Below are 26026 nucleotides of genomic sequence, written 5' to 3' on the forward strand. Positions count from 1 at the left end.
GAGTTCGCACAATGTCTCAGTCGAAGGTAGAGCCGACGTCCTCGCCGGAGGACGCGGGAGAGGGCTCCCGCCCGCCCGCCGGAAGAGGTTGGCTCGACCGCTACTTCCACATCACCCAGCGCGGGTCGACGGTCGGGCGGGAGGTGCGCGGCGGCGTCACGACCTTCATGGCGATGGCCTACATCCTGCTGCTCAACCCGCTGCTGCTGAGCGTCGAGGACGTCAACGGCGACACCCTCTCGGCGACCGCCGTGGTCACCGCCACGGCGCTCGCGGCGGGTGTCACCACCCTGCTGATGGGCATCGTCGGCAAGGTGCCGCTGGCGCTCGCGGCCGGCCTCAGCGTCTCCGGCGTGCTGGCGACCCAGGTCGTGCCGAGCATGACCTGGCCCCAGGCGATGGGGATGTGCGTCATCTACGGCGTGGTCATCATGCTGCTGGTGATCACCGGCCTGCGCGAGAAGATCATGAACGCGATCCCGATGGGCCTCAAGCACGCCATCACCATCGGCATCGGCCTGTTCGTCGCCATGATCGGGCTGGAGAAGGCCGGTTTCGTCGGCCCGGGCGCCGAGGGCGGCCCCCCGGTCACTCTGGGCGTGGGCAACCAGCTGGTCGGCTGGCCGGTGTTCGCGTTCTGCATCACGCTGCTCGCGATGTTCATGCTGCTGGCCAGGAACATCCCCGGTGCGATCCTCATCGGTATCGGCGTCGGCACGGTCTTCTCCCTCGCCGTCACCCAGATCTACGACCTGAGCGACAAGGACTGGGGGCTGGCCTCGCCCGAGATCCCCTCCGCGCTCGTCTCCTCCCCGGACTTCAGCCTCTTCGGCCAGATCGAGTTCGGCGGCTACGCGGCGCTGGGCGCGACCACCGTGACGATGATCGTCTTCACCCTGGTGCTGGCCGGCTTCTTCGACGCGATGGCGACCATCATCGCCGTCGGCCAGGAGGCGAAGCTCGCCGACTCCAAGGGCCGGATGCCGGGGCTGAACAAGGCCCTGCTGATCGACGGTGCCGGCGGCGCGATCGGCGGCGCGACCAGCGCCTCCGGCCAGACCGTCTTCATCGAGTCCGCCAGCGGCGTGGGGGAGGGGGCCAGAACGGGGCTCTCGGCCACCGTCACCGGACTCATCTTCACCGCGATGCTGCTCTTCACCCCGCTCGCACAGGTGGTGCCCGGGGAGGTCGCCGCCGCCGCGCTGGTGGTCATCGGCGCGATGATGATGCAGAACGCGCGGCACGTGGACTGGCAGGACCGCTCGGTGGCGATCCCGGTATTCCTCACGGCCGTGCTGATGCCGTTCACCTTCTCCATCGTCAACGGCGTCGCGGCGGGCGTCATCGCCTACACCGCGATCAAGCTCGCCCAGGGCAAGTGGCGCGAACCCGGCCTCTTCATGTGGCTGCTGACCGCGCTGTTCATCTTCAACTTCGCCTTCAACGACGTCGGTCACTGACGCCCGCACCCGGCCCCGTGCGCACACCGCGCGGGGCCGGGTGGGAGACCTGTGTGCGCATGTGTGCGCGGACGGGCCGCTCGCCGCGGCCCCGTTTGCGTTGTTCCGCGTCGATGCCGCGAGCGGTACGGGCGGAGCGGTCGGGGCTACTTGCCGACGATGCTCCACGCCTCGTCGTCGGGGGCAGTCGCAGCTCGGTCGCCGAAGGCGGTCCACGCGGCACTGTCGATCTTCAGGGCGTCGTGGAGCCAGGCGGAGACCGCGTCGGCGACGAGGGCGACCCGGGCCGGGTTCTCATCGGTGGTCTCGGCGACCGCCTCGCCGGCGAGACCGCCCAGCGTGTGCTCGCCCTCCGCGAGGGTGAGCAGGTTCTTGGGGGACGGGCTGAGGTGGTAGGCGTCGGTGAACCAGTCCGGACCGCGGGTGGAGAGTTGGGAGCGGTCCCTGCCGCCCGCGACGACCAGGGCCGGGGCGCTCATGCCGGAGTAGTCCGGTCTCATGAACGGAAGGTGCTCGGCTGCGAAGGGGGTGAGCGTGTCGCCGGTTCCGGTCGCGGCGATCAGTGCGCCCGCTGATGCCGAGGGGTGGGAGAAGTCCTCTCCGGGGACGCCGTCTGCGTCGAACACGCGCGCGCCGAGGATCGCACCGGCGGTCTGTGCGCCCCAGGAGTGGCCGACCACCGCTATGCGCTCGTGGTCGACGCGGGCGTCCGTGCCGACCGTCCGGTCGAGGATGTCGTCCAGGCCGTCGAGGACCGCGTGGAGGTCGGCGATCCGTACCCGCCAGACGGTGGCGAAGCGCGGATCCTCCCAACCGATGCCGTTGCGGCGCGAGTCCAGATGGGTGGGCTGCACGACGATGAACCCCGCCGCCGCCCACCGGTCGACGAGGGGCGCGTACCCGTCCAGGGACCAGGCGTTGCCGTGGCTGAAGACGATGACCGGAAGGTTGCGGTCCGAGACCGGAGCGGTGACCTTCACCTGGAGATCGAGGCTGCGGCCCGGTGCGGGGACGGTGAGGGGCTTGACCGCGACGATCCGCTGGTCGGGGAGGGTGGAGAACATGAGGGGCCTGCGCTTTCGGCGTGAGGCGCTCTGCCATACTTTGGCGGAGCGTCGTTCCGTCAAAGTAGCGGAACATTGTTCCGCGAGTAAAGGGGGGTCTCCGTGCCCGAAGGGACAGGCGTGCGCCGAGCGCAGGCACAGCGCACCCGCAGCGGTGTGCTGGCGGCTGCTTCGGCGGCCTTCGTGGACCAGGGCGTCCAGGCCCCGATCCGGGACATCGCCGAACGCGCGGGCGTCGGCGTCGGCACGATCTACCGGCACTTCCCGACACGTGCCGATCTGGTCACCGCCGTCTACCGGCACCAGATCGACACCTGCGCCGCGCTGGCCCCCCGGCTCCTGGAGGAGTCGGCCTCCGCGTTCACCGCTCTGTCGCAGTGGTCGGACGCCTTCGTGGACTTCCTGGTGACCAAGCACGGACTCGGTGCCGCGCTGGGCTCGGGGGACCCCGGTCTGGAGAACCTCCACACCCTCATGCTCGACACCCTGGTGCCGGCCTGTGCGACGTTGCTCGACGCCTGCGTCGCCGCCGACGAGGTCGACCCGGAGATCACCGCCTACACGCTCATGCGCGCCATCGGAAACCTCTGCATCACCGGCCCCGACTACGACCGGGCCGACGCGGGGCGCATGGTCGCCCTCCTCCTCGCCGGCTGCCGTCGCTGAGGCCCCTGCGGCGGATCACGGAGCCGGACTGAGGGCGGCTGCTTCGGCTGCGCACAGTGCGGTGGACCGCCCCGGATCGACCGTGCAACGGTCCGGGTGTGCCGAGCGAGATCAACTTGTCGGAGTCCTGCGGGGCCACAGCGTCGTTGGGGTCCTCGACGGAACCGCCATCAGCTACCGGCGGCTCGGGTCGGGGTCGCCGGCCGTCCTGGGCCTACAGCGCGCTGCGGGAGCCGGTGTCGACGGGCTCGGTCGCCGCGTCTCCGCGAGAGGCGGCGGAACGCACCTGGTCGGCGGTGAGCGCATACCCGGTTTCCGGGTTGCTGACCGATCTGGCGAAGATCACGCCGTACACCTGGCCGCCCGGAGTCAGCAGCGGGCCGCCCGAGTTGCCCGGTCGCACGTTGCCGCGCAGCGGGTGGATGTCCCTGGTGACGACGCTGGAGCCGTAGATGTCCTGGCCGCGCGCCTGGGTGCGGCCGGCGACGGTGGCCGCGCGCAGGTCCAGTCCGCCGTTCTCCGGGTAGCCGGCCACCACGGCGCCGTCGCCGCGGCCCGCGTCGTCGGCGAACCGCAGTACGGGGGCGCTCAGTTCGGGCACCCGCAGCACCGCCACGTCGACATCGGCGTCGAAATGGACGACCTGCGCCTCGTACCGGCGGCCGACGCCGCCGATCTGCACGGTCGGATCGCTGACCCCGGCGACCACGTGGGCGTTGGTCATCACGCGCTTGTCCGCGTAGACGAACCCACTGCCCTCCTGGCCCTGCCGACGGCCGTCGACCTCGGCGACGCCCTCGACCTTCACGGTGCTGCGCTGCGCCGCGGTGCGCGCCGCGGCGGTGACGTTGTCGCCCGAGGGCTCGGGCACCTCGGCGACCGACTCGCGCTCGAAGGGGTTGAAGACCTGGGGGAAACCGGCCGTGGCGAGCGCGCCGGTCGCGCGGCTGAACCAGGTGGGCGCCTGCTCGGGCAGCCGGTCGTCCACCGCGCCGAGCACCGAGGAACCGCGAATCGCCTGGTTCAGCTCGGGTGTGGGGGAGGAGACCAGCGCGCTCGCAGCCACCCAGGCGACGATCAGAACCGCCAGCGCGTTCGCCAGCGCACCGCCGACGCCGTCGAGCCAGCGCGCGGGGGCGACCCAGTGCAGCGACTCCCGGAGCTTCCAGCCCAGCCTCGCGGCCAGCCCCTGGCCGAGCGCGGCGGGCACCAGGACCGTGGCGAGCGCGACGACGAGCGCCAAACCGGTGCCGCGCTCCACGAGTTCGAGGGTGTGGGGCAGCAGCCAGACACCGATCACCGCGCCGCCGACGAAGCCCGCCAACGACACGGCGCCCGCGACCAGTCCCCGGCGGTAGCCGGAGACGGCGGAGGCCACGACGGCCAGCAGCAGTACGACGTCGAGCAGATTCAACCCGGGGCCCTTCCTCGGCTGGTGCGCCCGCCCGGCCCGGACGATCCGGGTCCGCGCATCGGACGGGACCGGGGCGGGACGGCGGAGAATCCGCCGCCGGTGCCCGAAGGTTCCGCGCGGGGGCGCTGCTTGTGTAGAACGTGACCGGGATCCGTGCGGTTCCCACCTGTGAGTGGGCTCATGGGCCCCGGCCGCCCCGACCGTCGAGGGCCACGGCACCCGGGCGGCCTGCGGGAGTCGCGGCCGGGTGCCGGATCCGGACGGCCGACGGCCGACGGCCGACCGTACGCGACGCGTCCCCGCGCGCGGCGTCCACCCCACCGCCCCCGTGCCGGGACGTCCGCAGGCCGGTGCCGGGACGCACGCCGGCCGGTGCCGGGACGACGCCCGCCGGCCCTCCCCGCGCTGGTGACGCGCCTCGTGCCGTCGCGTCCCGCTCGGCGCGGCGCGGTGCTGCACCGCCGGACGCCGAGGAGGCGGCAACCGACGGGAGGCGCGGGGGTGGTGGACACCGGCCGATCCGATAAGGGTATGTTTACTTAGGCTTGCCTAAGGTCAGACGGTGTTCGTGCCGTTTCCCCGACCGGCGCACGTGCCCGACGGCTCACCGCCGTGCCCGTGCCGGCGCCTTCGGCACCACTCGATCCGATGAACATCCACCGCCCAGAGCGGTCCACGACTCCACGAGGTCACCATGTCCACCTGGTTCTCCGGCGCGCGCCGCGGATCGCTGCTCGCCGTCGCGGCCGTGTCCGCCCTTTTGCTCAGCGGCTGCTCCTCGGCCGATGACGACGACAAGGGCGGATCGAGCGGGAGCGACGGCTCGTTCCCGGTCTCGATCAAGAGCGCGCTCGGCACCGCGAAGATCGAGAAGCAGCCCGAGCGGGTGGTCACGCTGGGCCAGGGCTCGGCCGAGACGGCCATCGCCCTCGGCCACACCCCGGTCGGCGTCGAGGAGTACCCGTGGGGCAGCGACAAGAGCGGCTATCTGCCGTGGGTCCACGAGGCCGTCACCGAGAAGGGCGACGAACTGCCCAAGCAGTTCAAGGGCGGTGAGGACATCGACATGGACGCCATCCTCGAACTCGAACCGGACGTGATCCTCGCGCCCTGGTCCGGCATCACCCAGGACCAGTACGACCTGCTCTCCGACCTCGCCCCGACCGTCGCGTACCCGGGCCTGCCCTGGAGCACCAACTGGGACGAGCAGATCGAGCTGATCGCCAAGGCGCTCGGCAAGCCCGAGAAGGCCGAGAAGCTGATCGGCACCATCGAGGGCCGGCTCGCGGACGCGGCGAAGAAGCGCCCGGAGTACGAGGACGTCAGCTTCTCCTACATCTACACCAACGGCCCCGGCAGCCTGGGCGTGTTCCAGGAGGAGGAGCAGCGGGTGGAGATGGTCTCCTCACTGGGGCTGAAGGTCGATCCGGTGGTCAACACCTTCAAGGAGACCAAGGGCACCGACTCGGCCCTCATCGGCCTGGAGAACGCCGAGAAGCTCAACAAGAGCGACCTCGTCTTCACCTTCTACAGCGACAAGAAGTCGCGCAGGGAGGTGGAGTCGCAGAAGCTGTACGCCGCCATCCCCGCGATCGAGCGCGGCACGGTCGTCGCCAGCGAGAACAACGCCTTCGTGACCGCCTCCTCGATCATCAACCCGCTGACCGTCCCCTGGGTCGTCGACCGCTATCTGCCGCTGATCGACAAGGCCGTGGAGAAGCTCGACAAGTCCGGCGAGCGCGGCGGCCGGGACTGACCCCTCGGGCCCGGCCGGAGCGGACAACTCCCGTACGGTCCGCCCCGGTTCGGCCCGCCGCTCGTCCCCGCCCGCCGCCCGCGGCCCGCTCCGGGCCGGCCGCACGCGACGGCCGCACGCGCCGGGCGCGAGACCGCCGAGAAGAAGACGAAGGTACGTCGTACTCCCCATGACCACCCTCACCAAGCCGCCCGCCGGAACCGGCGACGTCCGCACCCGCCGCGGTGCCGGCGTCCTCCGGAACCTTCTGCTGCTGTCGGCCGGACTCGTGCTGCTGGCGCTCGTGATGCTCGCGAGCGTGATGTTCGGCAGCCGGGCCACCGGCGTCGGGGAGGTGCTGGACGTGCTGTCCGGGACCGCCGACCCGTACGTCACGACCGTCGTCGAGAGCCGCTACCCGCGCACCGTTCTCGGCGTGCTGGCCGGGCTCTGCCTGGCGGTCGCGGGCGCACTGATGCAGGGGGTGTCGCGCAACCCGCTCGCCGAGCCCGGACTGCTCGGCATCAACACCGGCGCCGCGGCCGGGGTGGTCACCGCCACCGCGTTCCTCGGCGCGACCAGCGCCACCGAGGCCGTGTGGTGGGCCCTGCCGGGCGCCCTTCTGGCGGGACTGCTGGTCCACCTCATCGGTTCCGCGGGCGGCGGTACGAGCCTGGTGCGGCTGGTGCTGGCCGGCGCGGTGCTCACCGCGGTGCTCACGGCCTTCATCCAGGCCGTCACCCTCAGCCGGCCGCAGGTCTTCGACAGCTACCGCTACTGGGTCGTCGGCGCGCTCGGCGGACGCGACTTCGACGTCTTCACGGCGGTGCTGCCCTTCGCGCTGGCGGGCCTCGCGGTCGCGATCCTCCTCGCCTCCGGCCTCAACGCGCTGGCGCTCGGCGACGAGTCGGCCACCTCGCTCGGCGCCAACCCGGCGCTGCTGCGGGGCGGCGGGCTGCTCGCGGCGACACTCCTGGCCGCCGCCGCGACCGCCGCGGTCGGACCGATCGCCTTCGTGGGACTGGCGGTTCCGCACGTCGTACGGGCCCTGGTCGGGGTCGACTTCCGGCTCCAGTTCGCCTTCTGCGCGATCGCCGGCCCGATTCTGCTGTTGCTCGCCGACATCGTCGGCCGCGTACTGCTGCGTCCGCAGGAGTTGATGGTCGGCGTGGTCACCGCCTTCCTCGGCGCTCCCGCGCTGCTGCTCGCCGTACGCCGTATGAAGGGGGCCTCGTGAACACCGACCCCGCGGGGGACGTCCTCCCGCCGACCCGCCCGACCGCGACGGAGGCCACCGCCGGGACCCGTACCGCGCCGCCCACGGGGGTGGTCGCCTTCGGCGCGGGGTTCGCGGTGCCGGTCCGGCGCGCCGCGGTGCTGACGGCTGTCGGCGTTCTGCTGCTGACGGTCGCGGCCTCCTTCGCCACCTTCACCATGGGCCGGGTCGGTATCGCCCCGGCGGATCTCCCGGCCGCGCTGACCGGCGGCGCGAGCGGTGCCGACGCCTTCGTGGTGGAGCGGTTGCGCGGCCCCCGCCTGGTGGTGGCGCTCGCGACGGGCGCCGCGCTCGGCCTGTCCGGCGCGCTCTTCCAGTCCGTCACCCGCAATCCGCTGGGCAGCCCCGACGTCATCGGTCTGGCCGCCGGCGCGGGCGCCGGAGCGGCGGCCGTCGCGCTGCTGCTGCCCGGCCGGGTCCCGGTCTCGCTGGGGGCGTTGGGCGGTGCGCTGGCCGCGATGGCCCTGGTGTACGTCTCCACCGGCACCGGCTTCCGCAACCCGGGCCGACTGGTGGTCGCGGGCATCGGTGTCGCCGCGATGTCCACCGCCCTGACCCAGTACGTCGTCTACGCGGTCGAGCGCGACAAGGCGGCGGCGCTGACCTCGTACGTCAACGGCTCGCTGGCGGCGAAGGACTGGAGCGACGCCACCGTCATCTGGGCCGTCCTGCTGGTGGCCGCGCCGCTGACCGCGCTGATCGCACGGCAGTTGGAGATCGGCGAGATGGGCGACGAACTGGCGGGCGGACTCGGCGCCGACCCCGCCCGTACGAAGACCTGGGCCGTGTTGCTCGCCGTGGCGCTCTCCGCGGGCGCGGTGACGGTGGCGGGGCCGATCGCGTTCATCGCGCTGACCGCGCCGCAGATCGCCAAGCGGCTCAGTCGCGGCACCGGTCCGCACCTCTTCCTGGCCGCCCTCGTCGGGGCTCTGCTGCTGGTGCTGGCCGATCTGTGCGCCCAGCAGCTGCCGCTGTTCGACAATCTGCCGGTGGGCATCTACACCATGGCGGTCGGCGGCTCCTACCTCGGCTATCTGCTGACCCGCGAATGGCGAAAGGGAATTCTGTGACCGCCGACCAGCCGCATCCGGCCCACCGCCGCTCCGCCACGGACCTCCGGGCCACCGCCCCCGCCGGCGAACCGGCGAGCCTCGAACCCGCCCGCGAACCCGCCCCCGAACCGGCCGCCGCCGGCGAAACCGCCGGCCCGGCACGGGGGTTGAGCGCTCACGGCGTCACGCTCTCCTACGGCGGCCAACCCGTCGTGCGCGACGTCAGCCTCGACATCCCGCACGGCAGCCTGACCGCGGTGATAGGCCCCAACGGCTGCGGAAAGTCCACGCTGCTCAAGGCGTTCGCCCGGCTGCTGAAGCCGGACAGCGGCAGCGTCAGCCTGCACGGCACCGATCTGCACTCCTACCGGAGCAAGGAGGCGGCCCGGCACCTGGCGCTGCTGCCGCAGAGCCCGATCGCCCCCGAGGGCATCACCGTGCGGGGCCTCGTCGGCCGCGGCCGCTTTCCGCACCACACACTGTTCAGGCAGTGGTCGCCGGACGACGAGCCGGCCATCGCCTTCGCGCTGGAGCGCACCGATCTGGCGGGCATCGCCGACCTCCAGGCCGGCGAGCTCTCCGGCGGGCAGCGCCAGCGGGCCTGGATCGCCATGGTCCTCGCCCAGCAGACCGAGCTGCTGCTGCTCGACGAACCCACCACTTTCCTGGACATCGCCCACCAGTACGAAGTCCTTGAGCTGTGCGCCGAGTTGAACCGCGAAGGCCGTACGGTCGTGGCCGTGCTGCACGATCTGAACCAGGCCGCGAGATTCGCCGACCACCTGGTGGTGATGCGCGCCGGTGCGGTGCACGCGCAGGGCCCGCCGGGGGAGGTGCTCACCTCGGAGCTGGTCGAGGAGGTCTTCGGTCTGCCCTGCGACATCGTTCCCGATCCGCGCGCCGGAACCCCGATGGTGGTCCCGCACGCCAAAGCCCGCACGGCGCCGGGCCCGCCGGACGGCGGCGACGGCGACCGGGGCGAGCCCGGACACGGCGCCGTGCGCGAGTCCGCCGGACCGTAGGGGCCCGTGGGGGCGGTTTGCGCCGGCCCGGGAGGCAGCAGGAGGTCGTGCGCGTCGGCGGTGTCGTACCTGCCGCGTGCGCCGTGCGCCGTGCGCCGGGTCAGTACAGGCGTACGTCGACCAGGAGCGCCTGGTGGTCGCTGCCGGACAGCTCGAAGAACTGCGCGTCCACCGGGGTCAGGCCCTCGCTCACCAGCACATGGTCGATCTGCGCGCCGAGCGGCGGCGAGTACGGCACCGGCCAGGTCGGGGTGCGTGAACGTCCCAGCAGCCGGGCGCTGTCGCGCATCCCGGTGTCGACGATGGCGCGGAACGCCGCATGGTCCTGCGAGGCGTTGAAGTCGCCCGCCATGATGGTCGGGGTCTCTCCGCGCCCGCTCGCCATGGCGCGCAGCGCCCCCAGCTCACGCCGCCAGGAGTCCATGGAGTCCGGCATCGGCGGCATCGGATGCGCGACCTGGAACCTCACGTCGATGCCCTCCACGTCGGCGACCGCGCTCGGCATCGACAGCTCGCCCGGTACCCGCGCCCCCGCGGCGAGCGGGTAGACGCTCAACACCGCGGAGCCCTCGGCCGGTTCGTTCCCGGTGATGACCTGGTGGGGGTAGGTGCGACGCACCTCCCGGCTGCGCAGTGTCCGTGCGCAGCCGCTGTCGCACTCCTGGACCGAGACCAGATGCGGCCGGTGGCTGCGCAGCGCCTCCAGGAACGCGTCCATCGCCTCGCCGAAGCGGAGGTTCGCGGTCAGGACCCGGATCTGCGCGCTCGGTTCCCGGGAGGGCACGGTCTGGCCGCTTCCGTAGGGCTGGAGGAACCAGGCGGTCGTACCGAGCAGCGCGAGCGACCAGGCGACCAGCAGAAAACGCCTGGCCACCACGGCGGCCAGCAGTGCCAGCCAGCCGGGGGCGAGGAACCAGGGCAGGAACGCGAGCAGTTGGGGCACCGGCGTCGGGCCGTCGACGTCCATGGCCCGTGCCACCGCGGGCACCGTGCCGGGGATCAGCAGGAGCACCGCGAGCCAGGCGGCGAACCTGCGCCGCCCGCGGGGCGACCGGGCGGCGGGCCGCGCGGGACTCGGTGCGACCCGGTCGGGCCCGTACTGGCTGCGGTGTTGGCTCTCCCCCGTGTACACCCCTCGATACTGCCCTATGCGCCGGCGGGACAGCCCGGGCGGCACGACTCCCGGCCCGTCTCCGACCCGTCTCCCGGCCCGTCTCCCGACCCGGCACCGTACCGCCGGCGGGTTCGTCCCGGGCGGTACGGTGCCGCCCGCGTGCCGGCTCCGGCCGCCCGGGGCCCGTGGTTACGACGCGGCTGCCTCGCCCTGCGCCATCATCTCGCCCCAGCCCGACTGGACCATCGTCTGGAACCGCCAGCCGTCCGTCGTACGGACCAGGATGTCGGCGTAGTCGAGCTGGTACGAGACGCCGGCCGCGGTCATGGTGGAGCGGGTGAAGACCACGGCGAGCGAGCCGCCGAGGAAGAAGGGGGTGCGGGTCGACTCGAAGGCCACGTCGTCACCGCCGCCCATCACCTCACCCATCACGCTCAGATACTGCTCGCGGCTCCACCGGCCGCACCAGGGAGTGCCGGAGGAGTCGTCGGTCACCAGGTTCAGCGGGAAGTGCGCCAGCTCGGCCAGCTTGGCCGTCTCGCCCCGGGCGGCGCAGGCGTCGTAGTGCGTGAACCACTCGCGCAGAGTGCGTAGTTCCTCCTCGGTCGGTGCGTGCCCGGTGACGGACTCGGTGGGGATGTCGGTGCGGAAGGTCATGCAGTCGCTGCTCCTCGGTCGGATCTGCCTTGGGCACGGTCGAAAGTAGCCCCCGCGGAGTAAGTAGTCAAACTTGATTAGTCACCCACGGGAGAGCGCCGCCCCGCCCCCGGGCCCGCGCGGGTGGTGCGCGGTGTCCGGCGGTGGGGCGGCGCGGTCGGTGCCCGGCGGCGCGGCCGGTGGCGCGTGCCGGAGGAGGCGCGAGCGTGTATGCCGCCGTTGCAGAGTCCGAAGTCCCGCCGCGGCGGCGGGACTTCGGAGCGGCCTCAGGACTTCAGCGGCGCGATGGCGGTCGGCGCGTGCGCCGCCTCCGTCGCCAGCTCCTCGAACTCGCTGATGTCGCTGATGTCCGCGGTCCTGCTCATCGCGATGTTGGTGACCCGCTCCAGGATCGCCTCCACCACGACCGGAACGCGGTGCTCCCGGGCCAGCTCGGCCGCCTCCTTGAAGGCGCGGCCCAGCTCGGCCGGGTCGGTGACCCGGATCGCCTTGCAGCCCAGGCCCTCGACGACGCGGACGTGGTCGACGCCGTAGACGCCGAGCTCGGGGGCGTTGATGTTCTCGAACTCCAGGTTCACCTGGAAGTTGATGTCCAGGCCGATCTGAGCCTGACGGATCAGTCCGAGGTAGGAGTTGTTCACCAGCACGTGCACGTACGGGATGCGGTGCTGGGCGCCGACCGCCAGCTCCTCGATCATGAACTGGAAGTCGTAGTCCCCGGACAGGGCGACGACCGGGCTGTCCGGATCGGCCACCGCCACGCCGAGGGCGGCCGGGACCGTCCAGCCGAGCGGGCCGGCCTGGCCGCAGTTGATCCAGTGCCGGGGCCGGTAGACGTGGAGCATCTGGGCGCCGGCGATCTGGGAGAGGCCGATCGTGGAGACGTAGCGCGTCTCCGGGCCGAACGCCCGGTTCATCTCCTCGTAGACCCGCTGCGGCTTGATCGGGATGTCGTCGAAGTGCGTACGGCGCTGCAGCTCCGCCCTGCGGCGCTGGGTCGCGGCCGACCACTGCGTGCGGTCCGGGAGTTCGCCGGCCGCCTTCAGCTCCCGCGCCACCTCGACGAAGAGCTCCAGCGCGGCTCCCGCGTCCGAGGTGATGCCGAGGTCGGGGGCGAAGATCTTGCCGATCTGGGTCGGCTCGATGTCGACGTGGACGAACTTCCGGCCGCGGGTGTAGACGTCCAGCTTGTAGCCGGTGTGCCGGTTCGCCCAGCGGTTGCCGATGCCGAGCACGAAGTCGGAGTCGAGGAAGTTGGCGTTGCCGTAGCGGTGCGCGGTCTGGATGCCGACCATGCCCGCGTTCAGCTCGTGGTCGTCCGGGATCGTGCCCCAGCCCATCAGGGTCGGGATCACCGGAGTGCCGGTCAACTCAGCGAACTCCACGAGCAGTTCGCTCGCGTCCGCGTTCACCACGCCGCCGCCGGCGACGATCACCGGACGCTCGGACGCGGTCAGCATCCGCACGGCCTTCTCGGCCTGCGCACGGGTGGCCGAGGGGCGGTAGGGCGTCAGCGGCTCGTACAGCTCCGGGTCGAACTCGATCTCGGTGAGCTGGACGTCGATCGGCAGATCGATCAGCACCGGCCCGGGGCGGCCGGAGCGCATCAGGTGGAACGCCTCCTGGAAGACGCCCGGAACCTGGGCCGCCTCCAGCACCGTGGTCGCCTTCTTCGTCACCGGCGCGGCGATGGAGGCGATGTCGACGGCCTGGAAGTCCTCCTTGTGGAGCACGTGCGTCGGCGCCTGGCCGGTGATGCACAGGATCGGGATCGAGTCGCCGATGGCGGAGTACAGCCCGGTGACCATGTCGGTGCCTGCCGGGCCGGAAGTGCCGATGCAGACACCGATGTTGCCGGGCGAGGTACGGGTGTAGCCCTCTGCCATGTGCGAAGCGCCCTCGACGTGCCGAGCCAGGGTGTGGCGGATCCCGCCGCCCTCCTGGAGCGCCTTGTAGAAGGGGTTGATCGCGGCGCCCGGAACGCCGAAGGCGTCGCTGACGCCCTCGCGCTTGAGGATCTCGACTGCCGCGCGGGCAGCGGTCATACGAGGCATGAGTGCTCCTGTCTCAACTGCTCGGACCCGCGCCGCCGGACTCCGGAGGAGTCGGGGCAGGGCGGAATCACTGGTGAGGGATCGCTACTCGCTCCGCTGGCGGGGACGGTCACCGCATGAGCTTGACTTTCGCAATGCGAAATTAGCGTTCTGCTATATGGAAACAATGTAGGAGTGCGGTGCCGGGGGAGTCAAGGGCATCCGGACGGACTTCGGGTGGCCTCGGTCGATCACGGAGCCGGTCGGCGCACCGGAACGCACGGAGGGGCTGCCCACGACGGAGTCCCGGCGCGGAGGAACCCTGCGGCGGGGGGAACGGGCGTGCGGAGGGGCCGGGTTGATGCCGCGCGGCGGTGTGGTGGTGCGGGGCCCGCGGCTGCGGAGCCGCGGGGCAGGAAGGCGCGGCGGGCGGCACACGGTGAGCAGCCCCGCGTGCCGTGAAGACGCGCCGAACCCGCACGGGCGGCGCGAGAGCCGTGCCGTCGACGCGTGGGACCCGCTGCCCCGTCGGACGGGCGCGCGTCGTCGGTGAGGAGCCGGGAGCCGGGAGCCGGGAGGGCTTCTCAGTCCTGTTCGGCGATCAGTTCGTCGGCGGCGGTGTTGACCGGCTGCGGGGCGCCGGTGAGGTCCAGCACGAAGAGCGGCATGTCCAGTGAGTCCGCGCGCGCCCTGGCGTCGCGCGCGTAGCCCGCGAGGGAGAAGCAGATGGGTACGGCCGACTCGTTGAGTCCGTTCAGCCACAGCGTTTCGACGGCGCGCAGGCTGGTCGGGGTGGTGGTCGGGTCGACCCGGGCGACCATTCCGGGGCCGCGCAGATCGACGCCGGAGGCGGGTCTGGTCTCCGAGGTGCGCACGCCCTCGAAGCCGAGCCAGCGCACGTAGCGCCCCGCCGCGACCACTGCGTCCCTGGCGGTACGGATCGTCACCGGGCGGAAGGCGGGCCGGCCCACCGGCTCCGACTCCTCGTCGCTCGCCCCGGGCTGCGGCTGTGTCCGGTCGAACTCCCGGTCCGCCCAGGGGTTCTGCGGCTGATCGGGGTCCGGTGCCGTGCGCCCCTGCGCGGGCTCGTCGAAGTGCTCGCCGCGGCCTTCGCCGGATCGGCGGCCGGGCTGGTCGGCGGACGGGTCGGACGTTCCGGCGGGGGAGTCCGGGGTGCGCGAGGGCTGCTCGGAGCGGAGCGGGAGGCGGAGCAACGTACCGCAGGAGCAGCCCAGTTCGGGTGCCGGCCAGTCCTGTTGGCGCCCGCACTCCACGCAGCGCACCCGGACCCATGAGTCCGACCAGGTGCGGCGGCGGATCGGCTTGGGATCGGCCTCGGCGTGGATGTCCAGGCCGACGGGTGCGCCGCAGGCGCAGGGGTAGTGCGGAGGTGCGTAGGCGTGCTCCCGGCGGCAGTCCGGGCAACGTACCGGCACGTTCTCCGTCATCTCGGTCTTCCCTCCAGGTCCCGTGGGCCGAAGTGACGCGCGGGAACGGCGAGTCGGGGCTTCTGCGCGTCCCTGCGGGCGCAGGCGGCCCCGCGCCGCGGGCGAGTCGGCCTCATCGAGTGATGTTCACCCGGAGCCGGTCACCGAAACCAGATGGGGGATGCGCGTTCGGTGACGGGGCAGGCCCCGTGCGTCCGTGAACCACGGGACGCACAGGGCCTGTCGGGAGGGAAGTGGTCGCCCGGCGGGGCGAGCTGGGCGCGACAGGACGTTCGCACCGCCGGGCAGTTTGTGAGGGTGTTCCCGTACCGCCGGTCACCCCTCCACCGGATGTGTACGACCGGCGATACGGGAATCGCGTGCGAGCCGACCTCCCAATCAGCTCTCACGCAGCTCGCGCACCGCTTCCTCGACGCGGCGGCCGTACTCGGGGTCGGCGGCGCGGAAGTGGGCGAGGTTCTTCTCCACGACGTCGTCGCGGGTCACCTGGGACAGGCCGCCGGCGATGTTCGCGACCAGGCGCTGCTGCTCGTCCCCGGACATCAACCGGTAGAGCTCACCGGCCTGGTGGAAGTCGTCGTCCTTGGTGTGCGCGACCGGTGCGTGGTTGCCCGTGTGGCCGTCCAGGGCGTACGGGGCGGACAGCGGCTGGTCGCTCTGCACGGGCCCCTGGTGGGAGTTGGGCTCGTAGTTCTTGGCGTACCGGCCCTGCGGGTTGGTGGCCATCAGACCGTCCCGGCCGTAGTTCTCGGCGGTGGTGGCCCTGGGCGCGTTGACCGGGAGCTGGGTGTGGTTGACGCCCAGCCGGTAGCGGTGCGCGTCGGCGTAGGCGAAGAGCCGGCCCTGGAGCATCTTGTCCGGCGAGGGGCCGATGCCGGGGACGAAGTTGTTCGGCGAGAAGGCCGACTGCTCGACCTCGGCGAAGACGTTGTCCGGGTTGCGGTCGAGCACCAGGCGGCCGACGCGCTGGAGCGGGTAGTCCGCGTGCGGCCACACCTTGGTGAGGTCGAACGGGTTGAAGCGGTAGTCCGCGGCCTCGGCGGCGGGCATGACCTGCACGTACAGCGTCCAGGACGGGTGCACGCCGCGTTCGATCGCCTGGAGCAGATCGGTCTGGTGGCTGTTGGCGTCCTTGCCCACCTGCTCGGCCGCCTGCTCGCTGCTCAGGCTGCGGACGCCCTGGTTGGTCTTGAAGTGGTACTTGACGAAGAACGCCTCGCCCGCCTCGTTCGTCCACTGGTACGTGTGCGAGCCGTAGCCGTTCATGTGGCGGTAGGACGCGGGGATGCCGCGGTCGCCCATCAGCCAGGTGACCTGGTGGGTCGCCTCCGGGGCGTGCGCCCAGAAGTCCCACACGTTGTCCGGCTCCTGGCGGCCGGTGAACGGGTCGCGCTTCTGAGAGTGGATGAAGTCGGGGAACTTCAGCGGGTCCTTGATGAAGAACACCGGGGTGTTGTTGCCGACCAGGTCGTAGTTGCCCTCCTCGGTGTAGAACTTCAGCGCGAAGCCGCGCGGGTCGCGTACGGCGTCTGCGCCGCCGAGGCTGTCGGCCACGGTCGAGAAGCGCAGGAACACCTCGGTGCGCTTGCCGATGGTGTCCAGGAAGGCGGCGCGGGTGAACTCCGTGACGTCGTCGGTCACTTCGAAGTGGCCGTAGGCGCCCGAGCCGCGGGCGTGCACGACGCGCTCGGGGATGCGCTCGCGGTTGAAGCGGGCGAGCTTCTCCAGCAGGTGCTGGTCCTGGAGGAGCAGCGGGCCGCCTGCGCCGGCGGAGGCGGAGTTCTGGTTGTCCGCGACCGGTGCGCCGGACTCGGTCGTCAGGGTTCGTTGCGCCATGTTCTCGGGTTAGACCTTCCGTGCTGGGCTGCGGAAGTCAGCTTCCGCGGATTGGGAGCGTATGGACGGCTGCCGCGATGCGTCAACAGTTTGTTGAAATTCCGGATGGCGGCGCCTTGGGCGCGACAGGACAGTTGTCGGCGCCGCCATCCGGAGAACGGGGGCGGAATCCGCGCAGCGGCAGGGCCGGCGCGGGGCGCCGGTTGCGCGGTGCGGCTCCGCCGGGCGCCTCGGGCCGAACGGTGCGGACGCGCGCCCGGAGGGGCGCCGCACACGGGCGGCTCCGCGCGGACGCTCGCCCCGCGCGACCTCTCGCGGGCGACCTCAACGTCCGTACGGGCGAGGCGATTCGGGCCCCTGCCGGGCGCGGCGGCGCGACGGGGCGGCGGGGTGGTGCGGGTCGGGCGGTGGCGTCGGCGACGACCCCGGGACAGTACGGCCGCTCGGGGCGGGCCGGACCCGGCGAGGCCGGTGCAGCGTTTTCTCAGGAGCCGCCTGCGAGGCGGGAGCTGCGGCTGCTCCGGGCGCTTCGAGTGACCCGGGCCGCGCGGCCTTTCGTGCGACTCAGACAGTGTCGCCGGAGAGCCGCTCCACCGAGCGCAGCAGCGCCGAGTGATCGAGCCCGCCGTCGCCCTGGGCGCGCAGCGAGGCCACCAGCTGGGCGACGACGGCGCCGACCGGCAGCGAGGCCCCCACGCTGCGGGCGGCGTCGGTGACGATGCCCATGTCCTTGTGGTGCAGGTCGATGCGGAAGCCGGGCTTGAAGTCCCGCTTCTTGAAGTTCTCCTTCTTGCGCTCCAGCACCGTCGAGCCGGCGAGCCCGCCCGCCAGCACGTCCAGCGCCGCGTCCAGGTCCACCCCGGACTTCTCCAGGAAGACCACGGCCTCCGCGCACGCCTGGATGTTGACCGCCACGATCAGCTGGTTGGCGGCCTTGACCGTCTGGCCGCTGCCGTGCGGGCCGCAGCGGATGACCGTTCTGCCGAGCGCGTCGAAGATCGGCTTGACCCGGTCGAAGTCGGCCTGTTCGCCGCCGACCATGATGGAGAGCACGGCCTCGACCGCACCGGCCTCGCCGCCGGAGACCGGGGCGTCCAGCACCGACAGCCCCTTGTCCGCCCGGGCGGCGGCCTCGGCGACCGCGATCGAGGTCTGCGGGGTGATCGAGGACATGTCGATGATCGTGGCGCCCTGACGGGCGTGCGCGAGAACGCCGTCCTCGCCCAGGATCACGGTCTTCACCTGCGGGTCCGCGGGAACCATGGTGATCACCACGTCCGCCTCCGCCACCGCTTCGGCTATCGAGGAGGCCGGGGTGCCGCCGTTGGCGGAGAGCCGGTCCAGCTTCTCCTTCTCCAGGGTGAAGCCGGTGACCGGGTACCCGGCCTTGAGCAGGTTCTCTGCCATGGGGGAGCCCATGATGCCCAGGCCGATCCAGGCGATCCGGGGAAGTTCGTTGCTCATCTGTGGTGTTGCCTTCCGTGTGGTGCCGCCCGGGTCCCCCGGACGCGCGGCCGTCCCGCCGCGCGCCCGGAAGTCGCCCCCGGGCAGGGGGAGTTGGTGAGTGACGACGCTGTCGGTACGACACCGCTCGCCGTGCGAGCCCCTGTTCACGAGTCCGCTGCGCGGGTCTGTGGCGCGGGTCCTTGGGGGAGGTCCTGAACGAGAGAGGAGTCGTTCTCGGCGCGACGTCAGCGAGCGGCGCGCAGCGGGGCCGGGAGCCAGGCGAAGGAGCCGGCGCTCGGGGTGTCGCTCGGCTTGTACTCCAGGCCCACCCAGCCCTCGTAGTCCGCCTGCCGCAACTGCCGCAGCAGGTCGGCGAAGTCCAGGTCGCCGGTGCCGGGCGCGCCGCGCCCCGGGCAGTCGGCGATCTGCACATGGCCGGTGACGGCGGTGTGCCGGTCGATGACCTCGGCGAGGTTCTCGCCGTTCATCGCCAGGTGGTAGAGGTCCATCAGGAACTTGGCGTTGCCCAGCCCGGTGGCGGCGTTCACCTGCTCGACGAGGTCGACCGCGGCCTTGGAGCTGACCAGCGGGCAGAGCGGCGACTCGGTCTCGTTGAGCGCCTCGATCAGGAGGACGGCGCCGATGCGGTCTGCCGCGCGGGCGGCCAGCGTCAGGTTCTCCAGCGCCAGTGCGTCCTGCTCGGCGGGGTCCGCGTCCGGTGTGCGGTTGCCGTAGAGCGCGTTGAGTGCGCGGCAGCCGACGGATGCGGCGAAGTCGGCGACGACGTCCACGTTCTTCCGGAACTTCTCCGACTCCTCGCCGGGGAGCGAGAGCGCGCCCCGGTCGGGTCCTGGGAGCTGCCCGGCGTAGAAGTTCAGGCCCGTCAGCTGGACCTCCGCGTCTTCCAGCGCCTCGCGCAGGCCGTCGAGTTCGGCCCGGTCGGGCGTGGGGTTGTCCGGCCACGGCCACCACAGCTCGACCGCGGTGAAGCCGGCCGCACGCGCGGCGGCGGGACGCTCCAGCAGGGGGAGCTCGGTGAAGAGGATCGAGAGGTTGACCGTGAAGCGGGTATCCGTGAAGCCCATGAGGTCGAACGCTCCTTCCGTATGGCGGAAGTGTTTTTCTATGTGGTGGAAGATTGCAGCGAGGTCGAGTGTGCTGTCAAGGGGTCCGTCTGGACTGTCCGTTCTGGGTGGTGGCGGCGCCGGGGGCGCGCGGTACGTTGAGCGCGTGCGATTGAAAGTTGAGTTCACGACCGAGCCGTTCGATCTGGACGAGGCGCCTCGGCACGCCGTGGTGGCCCGCGAGGTCGCGCAGAACGCCGATCTGGACGCCGTGGACGTCGGCCCCTTCGGCAATACGGCCGAGGGCGGGGCGGACGAGGTGCTGGCGGTGGTTCAGTCGCTGCTGCGCAGGAGCCTGGACGCGGGCGCGGACCGCATCTCCCTCCAGGTCACCGTGGTGGACGCGGAGCAAGGAGAGCGTGAGGCATGAGCGGGGCGGGGGAGCACCCGTTCGCCGCGGCCGTCAAGCCGCTGGTGGACGCGATGGGCGGCGAGATAGTCGGCCCGGACGAGGCGAGCGGCGACGATGTCGTGCTGAGCTGGGAGGGCGAGGAGGTGCTCGCCGTGCGGCTGCCGCACCTCTCGGACTCACTGGACCATCTACTGGTCGACCTGGAGCGGCGGCACGGCAAACCGCTCAAGGACCTGGACCGCAAGACCAAGCAGTCCGTGGTCCGCATCCTGGAGACCCGTGGTGCGTTCACCGTGCGCCACGGCGTCGAGACGGTCGCCACCGCACTCGGCGTCAGCCGGTTCACCGTCTACAACTACCTCAACCGCGAGAACGGCTCCAAGTAGCCCCGCCCGCCCGGTAGTTGGGCGCGCGGGGGAGGCTGCGCGAGCTCGTGTGTCCCAGCGGCGTCCATTGATGTCTTGCCGAGGGCCCGCCTTGGAAGTCCTCCGTGGTTCAGGGGCAGGGCCCCGGTTCCTCGCGCCCGGGCTCTGTTGTCGGTCGTGAAGACGCCTTCGGAATCTGGAACGGGCCGGAATCCGAGGGCGGTTGAGGCGTCACCAGACGGATCTGTCGGAACACTCCCACAGGGCCGTCACGTGGCCGGCAAACCGATCGAAGAGGCCGTCCTCCGTGAGTCGTCGCAGATGGAGTGTCGGGCTCTCGTGTCCCAGCAGCGAGGACAGGTGCGGCGTGACCAGCATCTGGTCGTCGAACCGGAACACCGAGAGAGCCACGTGCTGGTCGCTGAACCGCGCCTGCACGCAGGGCAGTTCTCTGAGTGCCTCCAGTGCGCCGAGAGTGATCCGAATCCGCGTCGTCAGTGTCAGGGGGACGTTCTCCACGGCTTCCCGGTCCCGGGTGACCCGGCTGTCCGGGTCTCCGACCAGGAACCGCACCTCGCAGCCGGACTCTGCCTTCTCGCGGAGGCGTTCCGTCAATCGCGGTTGCTCCTGCCAGATGAAGTAGTTCGTGTATCCGGCGTACTCGATGACGTTCTCCGCCTGGTCCACAAGGCTTGTCCAGACCGACGTGGGGCACGCGTTCCGGTACGGGTACGTCGCCACCACCTCGCGATCCGATCCGCTCTTCACTGCCTGCCTCACCCTGGACGGCCACAACACGGCAGCGCTCACCCCCACGACGGTTGCCACGGCCTCTCTCGTTCGCGGGTGTGGTACCCGAGAGGCGTCCTCCAACCACCTCTCCACAGTACGAGCTTCCACGTCGACCTCGACCGCCAGTCGCCTGGCACTGAGGCCCGCAGAGTTCGACAAGTGTGACTATCGCGAACGGTACGCCGTTGAGTGCGGGACCAATCGCCTCAAGCGCCACCGTGCCGTGGCTACGAGGTATGACAAGTTGGCCGTTCGCTACGAGGCGACCGAGCTGATCGCAGTCCTCAACGAGTGGCTGTGAACGTCGTCATGGCGCGGTCCAGCATGCGCACAGCGTCGGCAGCAGCCGGTGACAGCACAGTGTCGTCCTGCACGTCGACCAGAGGGATCCAGACTGCTGCCTCGGTGGAACCGTCAACCTCGGTCACCGTCGGCGCCCCTTCCTTGAGAGCTACCGCGTAAAACAGTGCGGTCAGGCTCCAGCTGGCCCCGCTTCTCTGGGCTGAGTATGTCCTCGCGTCGAGCAGGTGGGCTTCGATCAGTTCAAGGCCCGTCTCTTCCATGAGCTCGCGGGCCAGCGCCTCGACGGGCTGTTCGCCTGGATCGATGCCCCCACCAGGCAAGTGCCACAGACCGGGCATGAAGACGGGCGAAGCATCCGACAAGCGAGCCAACAACAGCCGATCATCTTCCACAGCGATGGCATACGCCGAAATACGGGTCCTCACCTGAGTGCTCACAGGCCCCACCCCTCCCTGCACCGAACGATGTCAGGCGGAACCCTAGCGCCATCAAGATCGACTTTCGCAACAGGTCCTAGCGGAGTCCGGATCGCCTCGCCATGGCGGACAGGCTCGGCCTCGCGCGTTGGTGCGCGACCAGCATGACCCGGAGCACCTCGCGTGCCATTGGATGCAGGCGTGTCATCTCGGGGGCCACTTTGAAGGCGGCGCCGAGCGATTCCTCGGCGCCTCCGTGGTCGCCGAGGGCGAGACGGGCCCTGGCCGCGTCGATGTGCAGGCGGCCCAGACGGTTGGGGCGGAGCCCCTTGGGCGGCTGTGTGGAGAACGGCTCCGCCATCTCCCACGCCTTGTCCGGCTGGCCGAGCTCGACGCGTGCTGCGAGCTCGTACAGCGCGGTGTTCCCCGGACCGAAGGTGAGGTTGTGGAGCAGCCGGTCCTCCGGCAGTTGCCCGGACAGGCTCTTGGCCAGGTTCAGATGGGACTCCGTGGCCGCACGGTCGCGGTGTCGCGAGGCCAGCACCACGCCGCGCAGATGCAGCGAACCGAGGACGATCGCCGATTCGCTCCCGCGGGCGCGGGTGCGTTCGAAGGCGGTGATGGCCCGGTCGACGATCGCCAGTCCGTCCGCGTAGTCACCGGCGCTCTGGTGAACTCCCGCCTCGTTCCAGGCTGTTGCCGCCTCTGCCGCGGGATTCCAGGTTCGGGAGGAGGCCCATGCCTGCCGGGCCACGACGGTCTCGGCGAGATCGGCCTGGCCCAGGCGGTGAGCCACGGCGAAGGCGCATCCGTACACGTCCGCCACGCGGGTCCAGGCCGTCGCGTCCCCACTCGCGGTGAGCGCGGAGGCCGTCACCTGGCCGAGGAGGGTCGGCAGCAGTTCGAGCAGTTCGCCGTACCGGGTGTCGGATCGCAGGGCGGAGGCTTTCGCCAGGTTGCTCGCCAGCACCTCCGGAGCCGGTACGTCCTCCCGGGGGAGGGTGTGCCGCCTGACTGCGCCCCGCAGCGAGTTGAGCTGCGTCTCCAGCTCCACGGGGTCCGTGTACGGGCTTCCGTTGAGGCGTCCGGTGCTGACACCCAGGGCTCTGGCGATCGCCGCGACGACCGGTGGCGTCGCGGCCCGGTGTCCTCGTTCGATCTTCCTGAGCAACGACACCGACACTCCGGCCCTGGCGGCCAGGGCCTCCTGGCCGATTCCACGGGCTCTGCGCAGGACGGCGATGTTGTCGCCCGCCGCAGGCTTCGTGCCATCCATCACTCCACTGTGCCAGGCATTCCCGGACGAGGGGAGGCGACAACCGCGTGCGGGCCCGCAGCAGTTGAGAGTGTGTCAGTCGAGTGTCAACTGATCTTGAACAACGGTCGTTGAGCCCGGTGTCGAGATGAGAAGACCCCCGCGACTGCGCGAACAGTCCGGGGGCGTGGCCAACTACCTGACTGGGGTGTTGACATGGCCGATCGTATCGAACGGTTGGTGGGGCGGCTGGTGCCGCTCGTGGACGGGTGTGTGCCGGGTTCGGCGGTGGAGGTGGCCGTTGGCGGGTCGGTGTACGACCTGCGGGCGGAACGGGTGGGGGTGGTGCAGCAGGAGGAGGACGGTCTCGTCTGGCTGCGTCCGCCCAGCGGTGGTCGCGAGTGGGAGACGCGGCGCGAGGATCTGTGCGCGGTGGTGGACCGGTGATCGCCGAGGGGCGTCGTGCGAACGCGCGGTGTGCGGCGGAGCGGCTGCGCGGGCTCCTCGGGCAGGCGGGGATCGTCTCGCCGGGGCTGGGGGTCGAACCGTGCGTCTGGGAGCAGCCGGGCGAGGGGGCGGTGCGGGCGGTGGAGCTGGGTCAGGTGCTGCCGGAGGTGGCGCATCTGATCGCCGATCTGCTGGAGGACGGGTTGCAGGCGCGCAGGGCGCCGCTGAGGGACCGGCTGAGCGAGGTGAACGCGCGTACCCGGCGGCGGGGTGAACTGCTGTGACGGCTGCCGGCGGCGGGCCGGCGGCGCACGGGTGGCGGACCTGGTGCCGCCGAAGCGTCGCCGGTGCGCCGCCGGCCGGGCGGAGGGACGGGTTCCGCGGCTCTGAGCTGCGCGGATGCCGAGGGGTGGTGTTCCGGCGCGGTGGTGGTGGCGGCCTCCGGTCGGTCGGCCGTTCCGTCCGGCGGGTGGAGAAACCCCGAGACGAACTTTCAACAAAGTGTTGACGTCCGGTTGTCGTGGGGTTTAGCTGTTCCCCAGCCCGAACGGGACCACCACGGCACCGCCGAGAAACTGGAGCCCCCGTGACTCCGAGTCCGACACCGGGGCTGACCCGGTTCAACGCCGCCGACGAGGCCGCCGCCCGCGCGGACCTGTTGGAGGTGTGTGCCTCGACCACCTGGGCGGCCAAGCTGCTTGCCCGTCGCCCGTACGGTGACGCCGCAGGTCTCTTCGCCGCCAGCGACTCCGCCACGGCCGAGCTGACCGCGGCGGATCTGGCCGAGGCCATGGCCGCCCACCCGCCGATCGGCCGCCCCAAGCCGGGCGACCCGACCTCCGCCCGCGAGCAGGGCGGAATGGCGGGGGCCTCCGAGGAGCTGCGCGGCGAACTGCTGGAACTCAACCTGGCCTACCAGGACAGGTTCGGGCACGTCTTCCTGATCTGTGCCACCGGGCTCACCGGTGAGCAGATGCGCGACGCGCTCCGCGGCCGTATCGACAACACGCCGGAGCGGGAGCGGGAGAACGTCCGCACCGAGCTGGTGAAGATCAACCGCATCCGGCTGACCCGCCTCGCAGAAGGAGAAGCGCACTCATGAGCACGGAGACCACCGCCTCGGTGTCCACGCACATCCTGGACACCAGCCTCGGACGCCCTGCCGCGGGGGTCGCCGTACAGCTGTCCGCACGAGGCGGACCGCGGGAGGAGTGGAACGCGCTCGGGGCGTCGAGCACCGACGCCGACGGGCGCTGCAAGGACCTTCCGGCACTTCCGGAGGGCACCGCCCACGTACGTCTGGTCTTCGAGGTCGAGCCGTACTTCGCCTCCCGCAAAGCAGGAACCACCGACAACGCGGGCGCCACTGCCGCATCCGGCGCCCAACCACCCACCCACAACGACGACTTCACCAGGCAAGCCGAGGAACAGCAGGACGCCCCCCGCGCAAGGGACAGCGGTGTCTTCTTCCCCGAGGTCACGATCGTCTTCGCGGTCGTCCCGGGCGAGCACTACCACGTACCGCTGCTGCTCAACCCGTTCGGCTACTCCGTGTACCGAGGGAGCTGACGACCGAGATGACTGCTACTTCTCGCACCAACCCGAGCCACCGCGGCCGGCCGACCATGCTGGGCCAGAACCAGTACGGCAAGGCCGAGAACCGCGTCGTCAAGATCACCCGTGACGGCGACACCCACCACATCAAGGACCTGAACGTCTCCATAGCCCTCTCCGGCGACATGGAGGACGTGCACTACTCCGGCTCCAACGCCAACGTGCTGCCGACCGACACCACCAAGAACACGGTGTACGCCTTCGCCAAGAAGTACGGCATCGAGTCCGCCGAGCAGTTCGGCATCCACCTCGCCCGTCACTTCGTCGACTCCCAGGAGCCCATCCACCGGGCGCGCATCCGGATCGAGGAGTACGCCTGGGAGCGGATCGAGAACTCCGACTCCGGCTCGCAGTTCATCGGCGCCGACGAGGTCAAGCACTCGTTCGTGCGACAGGGCCAGGAGACCCGCACCGCGCAGATCACCTACGACGGTGAGCACTGGGAGGTCTTCTCGGGACTGAAGGACCTCACGGTCATGAACTCCACCAACTCGGAGTTCTGGGGCTATGTGAAGGACCGGTACACCACGCTCAAGGAGGCGTACGACCGCATCCTGGCCACCGAGGTCACCGGGGTCTGGCGGCACAACTGGACCAGCGACGAGGACCGGATGCCCAACTGGGAGCGCTCCTACGAGCAGTCCAGGAAGCACATGCTGGACGCCTTCGCCGAGACCTACTCCCTCTCGCTCCAGCAGACGCTCTACCAGATGGGCGCACGCGTCATCAACAGCCGCAGCGAGATCGACGAGATCCGCTTCTCGCTGCCCAACAAGCACCACTTCCTGGTGGACCTGGAGCCGTTCGGCATGGAGAACGAGACCGACGACGGTGCGGTCTACTTCGCCGCCGACCGCCCGTACGGGCTGATCGAGGCCACCATCCTCCGCGACGGTGCCGAGGCGCTGATCCCGGTGGACCTGACGAACCTCTAGGGACGGACCCCGCGCTGCGCCGCTGCCCGCAACCGGTGCGCACGCCCCCGCAGTTCGGGGCGTGCGCACCGGGCGGCGGCGAAGCCCGGGGGAGAACGGGGCGGTTGGCGCGGCCCACCACCGTCTACGCCGGCGACGCTCCCGCTCCCCTCCACGCCCCGCAGCCGCAGGCCCCGCGCACGAGGAGGCCAGCGCACGAA

Annotated in this window: 25 protein-coding genes; 13 read left to right on the plus strand and 12 right to left on the minus strand. The window is 71.1% G+C overall.

Features of this window, described 5'->3' with window-relative positions:
• Nucleotides 1-11 precede the first annotated feature (11 nt).
• Nucleotides 12-1460, plus strand: coding sequence for an NCS2 family permease (locus MTQ01_RS14190; RefSeq protein WP_247490321.1), 1449 nt, complete (start codon nucleotides 12-14; stop codon nucleotides 1458-1460).
• A 146-nt stretch (nucleotides 1461-1606) separates the two neighbouring features.
• Here MTQ01_RS14190 and MTQ01_RS14195 read toward each other — a convergent pair whose 3' ends face one another.
• Nucleotides 1607-2524 carry a chlorophyllase gene (locus tag MTQ01_RS14195; protein ID WP_247490322.1) on the minus strand — a complete coding sequence of 306 codons (918 nt, stop codon included), beginning with the start codon at nucleotides 2522-2524 and terminating at the stop codon, nucleotides 1607-1609.
• A gap of 102 nt (nucleotides 2525-2626) precedes the next feature.
• Between MTQ01_RS14195 and MTQ01_RS14200 the strand changes: the two genes are divergently transcribed.
• On the plus strand, nucleotides 2627-3190 hold the full coding sequence (locus MTQ01_RS14200; RefSeq protein WP_247490324.1) for a TetR/AcrR family transcriptional regulator: 564 nt from the start codon (nucleotides 2627-2629) through the stop codon (nucleotides 3188-3190).
• Nucleotides 3191-3404: 214 nt separating this feature from the next.
• On the opposite strand, the gene MTQ01_RS14205 is transcribed toward MTQ01_RS14200, so the two are convergent.
• Nucleotides 3405-4604, minus strand: coding sequence for a MarP family serine protease (locus MTQ01_RS14205; protein WP_247490326.1), 1200 nt, complete (start codon nucleotides 4602-4604; stop codon nucleotides 3405-3407).
• 694 nt (nucleotides 4605-5298) lie between these two features.
• Here MTQ01_RS14205 and MTQ01_RS14210 point away from each other — a divergent pair.
• The 4 genes from MTQ01_RS14210 to MTQ01_RS14225 all read left to right on the plus strand — a co-directional run bounded on the left by MTQ01_RS14210 (nucleotide 5299) and on the right by MTQ01_RS14225 (nucleotide 9689).
• Entirely contained in the window at nucleotides 5299-6360 is a 1062-nt protein-coding gene (locus MTQ01_RS14210; protein WP_247490328.1) for an iron-siderophore ABC transporter substrate-binding protein, read from the plus strand.
• A gap of 169 nt (nucleotides 6361-6529) precedes the next feature.
• On the plus strand, nucleotides 6530-7576 hold the full coding sequence (locus tag MTQ01_RS14215) for an iron ABC transporter permease (RefSeq protein WP_282613660.1): 1047 nt from the start codon (nucleotides 6530-6532) through the stop codon (nucleotides 7574-7576).
• Between the two features lie 89 nt (nucleotides 7577-7665).
• Nucleotides 7666-8685 carry an iron chelate uptake ABC transporter family permease subunit gene (locus MTQ01_RS14220; RefSeq protein WP_247490693.1) on the plus strand — a complete coding sequence of 340 codons (1020 nt, stop codon included), beginning with the start codon at nucleotides 7666-7668 and terminating at the stop codon, nucleotides 8683-8685.
• 149 nt (nucleotides 8686-8834) lie between these two features.
• Nucleotides 8835-9689, plus strand: a complete 855-nt coding sequence (locus MTQ01_RS14225) for an ABC transporter ATP-binding protein (RefSeq protein WP_247490694.1) — start codon at nucleotides 8835-8837, stop codon at nucleotides 9687-9689.
• Between the two features lie 100 nt (nucleotides 9690-9789).
• Here the strand turns inward: MTQ01_RS14225 and MTQ01_RS14230 are convergent, their stop codons facing one another.
• From MTQ01_RS14230 to MTQ01_RS14260, 7 genes are all read right to left on the minus strand, one after another.
• Nucleotides 9790-10821: an endonuclease/exonuclease/phosphatase family protein gene (locus MTQ01_RS14230; protein ID WP_247490330.1), complete on the minus strand. Its 1032-nt coding sequence runs from the start codon at nucleotides 10819-10821 to the stop codon at nucleotides 9790-9792.
• A gap of 171 nt (nucleotides 10822-10992) precedes the next feature.
• Nucleotides 10993-11460: a nuclear transport factor 2 family protein gene (locus MTQ01_RS14235; RefSeq protein ID WP_247490333.1), complete on the minus strand. Its 468-nt coding sequence runs from the start codon at nucleotides 11458-11460 to the stop codon at nucleotides 10993-10995.
• Between the two features lie 266 nt (nucleotides 11461-11726).
• Nucleotides 11727-13514, minus strand: a complete 1788-nt coding sequence (gcl, locus tag MTQ01_RS14240; RefSeq protein WP_247490335.1) for a glyoxylate carboligase — start codon at nucleotides 13512-13514, stop codon at nucleotides 11727-11729.
• 563 nt (nucleotides 13515-14077) lie between these two features.
• Nucleotides 14078-14941, minus strand: coding sequence for a hypothetical protein (locus tag MTQ01_RS14245; RefSeq protein ID WP_247490337.1), 864 nt, complete (start codon nucleotides 14939-14941; stop codon nucleotides 14078-14080).
• A 378-nt stretch (nucleotides 14942-15319) separates the two neighbouring features.
• Entirely contained in the window at nucleotides 15320-16777 is a 1458-nt protein-coding gene (locus MTQ01_RS14250) for a catalase (RefSeq protein ID WP_247490338.1), read from the minus strand.
• Nucleotides 16778-17341: 564 nt separating this feature from the next.
• Nucleotides 17342-18241: a 2-hydroxy-3-oxopropionate reductase gene (locus MTQ01_RS14255; RefSeq protein WP_247490341.1), complete on the minus strand. Its 900-nt coding sequence runs from the start codon at nucleotides 18239-18241 to the stop codon at nucleotides 17342-17344.
• A 227-nt stretch (nucleotides 18242-18468) separates the two neighbouring features.
• The gene (locus tag MTQ01_RS14260; protein ID WP_247490342.1) at nucleotides 18469-19308 is read right to left on the minus strand and encodes a TIM barrel protein; all 840 of its coding nucleotides are present in this window, start codon (nucleotides 19306-19308) and stop codon (nucleotides 18469-18471) included.
• Between the two features lie 145 nt (nucleotides 19309-19453).
• Between MTQ01_RS14260 and MTQ01_RS14265 the strand changes: the two genes are divergently transcribed.
• The gene (locus tag MTQ01_RS14265; RefSeq protein ID WP_247490344.1) at nucleotides 19454-19717 is read left to right on the plus strand and encodes a thiamine-binding protein; all 264 of its coding nucleotides are present in this window, start codon (nucleotides 19454-19456) and stop codon (nucleotides 19715-19717) included.
• Nucleotides 19714-20085 (plus strand): helix-turn-helix domain-containing protein, encoded by a 372-nt coding sequence (locus tag MTQ01_RS14270; RefSeq protein ID WP_247490346.1) that lies wholly within the window; start codon nucleotides 19714-19716, stop codon nucleotides 20083-20085. The genes MTQ01_RS14265 and MTQ01_RS14270 overlap by 4 nt, the downstream gene beginning before the upstream one ends.
• A 210-nt stretch (nucleotides 20086-20295) precedes the next feature.
• On the opposite strand, the gene MTQ01_RS14275 is transcribed toward MTQ01_RS14270, so the two are convergent.
• The 3 genes from MTQ01_RS14275 to MTQ01_RS14290 all read right to left on the minus strand — a co-directional run bounded on the left by MTQ01_RS14275 (nucleotide 20296) and on the right by MTQ01_RS14290 (nucleotide 22851).
• Entirely contained in the window at nucleotides 20296-20892 is a 597-nt protein-coding gene (locus MTQ01_RS14275; protein ID WP_247490348.1) for a hypothetical protein, read from the minus strand.
• Nucleotides 20893-21140: 248 nt separating this feature from the next.
• Nucleotides 21141-21596, minus strand: a complete 456-nt coding sequence (locus MTQ01_RS14285; protein ID WP_247490352.1) for an NUDIX hydrolase — start codon at nucleotides 21594-21596, stop codon at nucleotides 21141-21143.
• Between the two features lie 76 nt (nucleotides 21597-21672).
• Nucleotides 21673-22851 carry a helix-turn-helix domain-containing protein gene (locus MTQ01_RS14290; RefSeq protein WP_247490354.1) on the minus strand — a complete coding sequence of 393 codons (1179 nt, stop codon included), beginning with the start codon at nucleotides 22849-22851 and terminating at the stop codon, nucleotides 21673-21675.
• A 195-nt stretch (nucleotides 22852-23046) separates the two neighbouring features.
• On the opposite strand from MTQ01_RS14290, the gene MTQ01_RS14295 reads away from it, so the two are divergent.
• From MTQ01_RS14295 to pucL, 5 genes are all read left to right on the plus strand, one after another.
• A complete protein-coding gene (locus tag MTQ01_RS14295) occupies nucleotides 23047-23277 on the plus strand; it encodes a hypothetical protein (protein ID WP_247490356.1) in 231 nt (76 codons plus the stop codon).
• The gene (locus tag MTQ01_RS14300) at nucleotides 23256-23561 is read left to right on the plus strand and encodes a hypothetical protein (RefSeq protein WP_247490358.1); all 306 of its coding nucleotides are present in this window, start codon (nucleotides 23256-23258) and stop codon (nucleotides 23559-23561) included. The genes MTQ01_RS14295 and MTQ01_RS14300 overlap by 22 nt, the downstream gene beginning before the upstream one ends.
• A gap of 302 nt (nucleotides 23562-23863) precedes the next feature.
• On the plus strand, nucleotides 23864-24379 hold the full coding sequence (uraD, locus tag MTQ01_RS14305; RefSeq protein ID WP_247490360.1) for a 2-oxo-4-hydroxy-4-carboxy-5-ureidoimidazoline decarboxylase: 516 nt from the start codon (nucleotides 23864-23866) through the stop codon (nucleotides 24377-24379).
• A complete protein-coding gene (locus tag MTQ01_RS14310) occupies nucleotides 24376-24846 on the plus strand; it encodes a hydroxyisourate hydrolase (protein ID WP_247490362.1) in 471 nt (156 codons plus the stop codon). Before uraD ends, MTQ01_RS14310 begins: the two co-directional genes overlap by 4 nt.
• Before the next feature lie 8 nt (nucleotides 24847-24854).
• Nucleotides 24855-25826: a factor-independent urate hydroxylase gene (pucL, locus tag MTQ01_RS14315; protein WP_247490364.1), complete on the plus strand. Its 972-nt coding sequence runs from the start codon at nucleotides 24855-24857 to the stop codon at nucleotides 25824-25826.
• The last annotated feature ends 200 nt before the right edge of the window (nucleotides 25827-26026 follow it).

Source organism: Streptomyces sp. XM4193 (assembly GCF_023072595.1).
Taxonomy (GTDB): Bacteria; Actinomycetota; Actinomycetes; order Streptomycetales; family Streptomycetaceae; genus Streptomyces.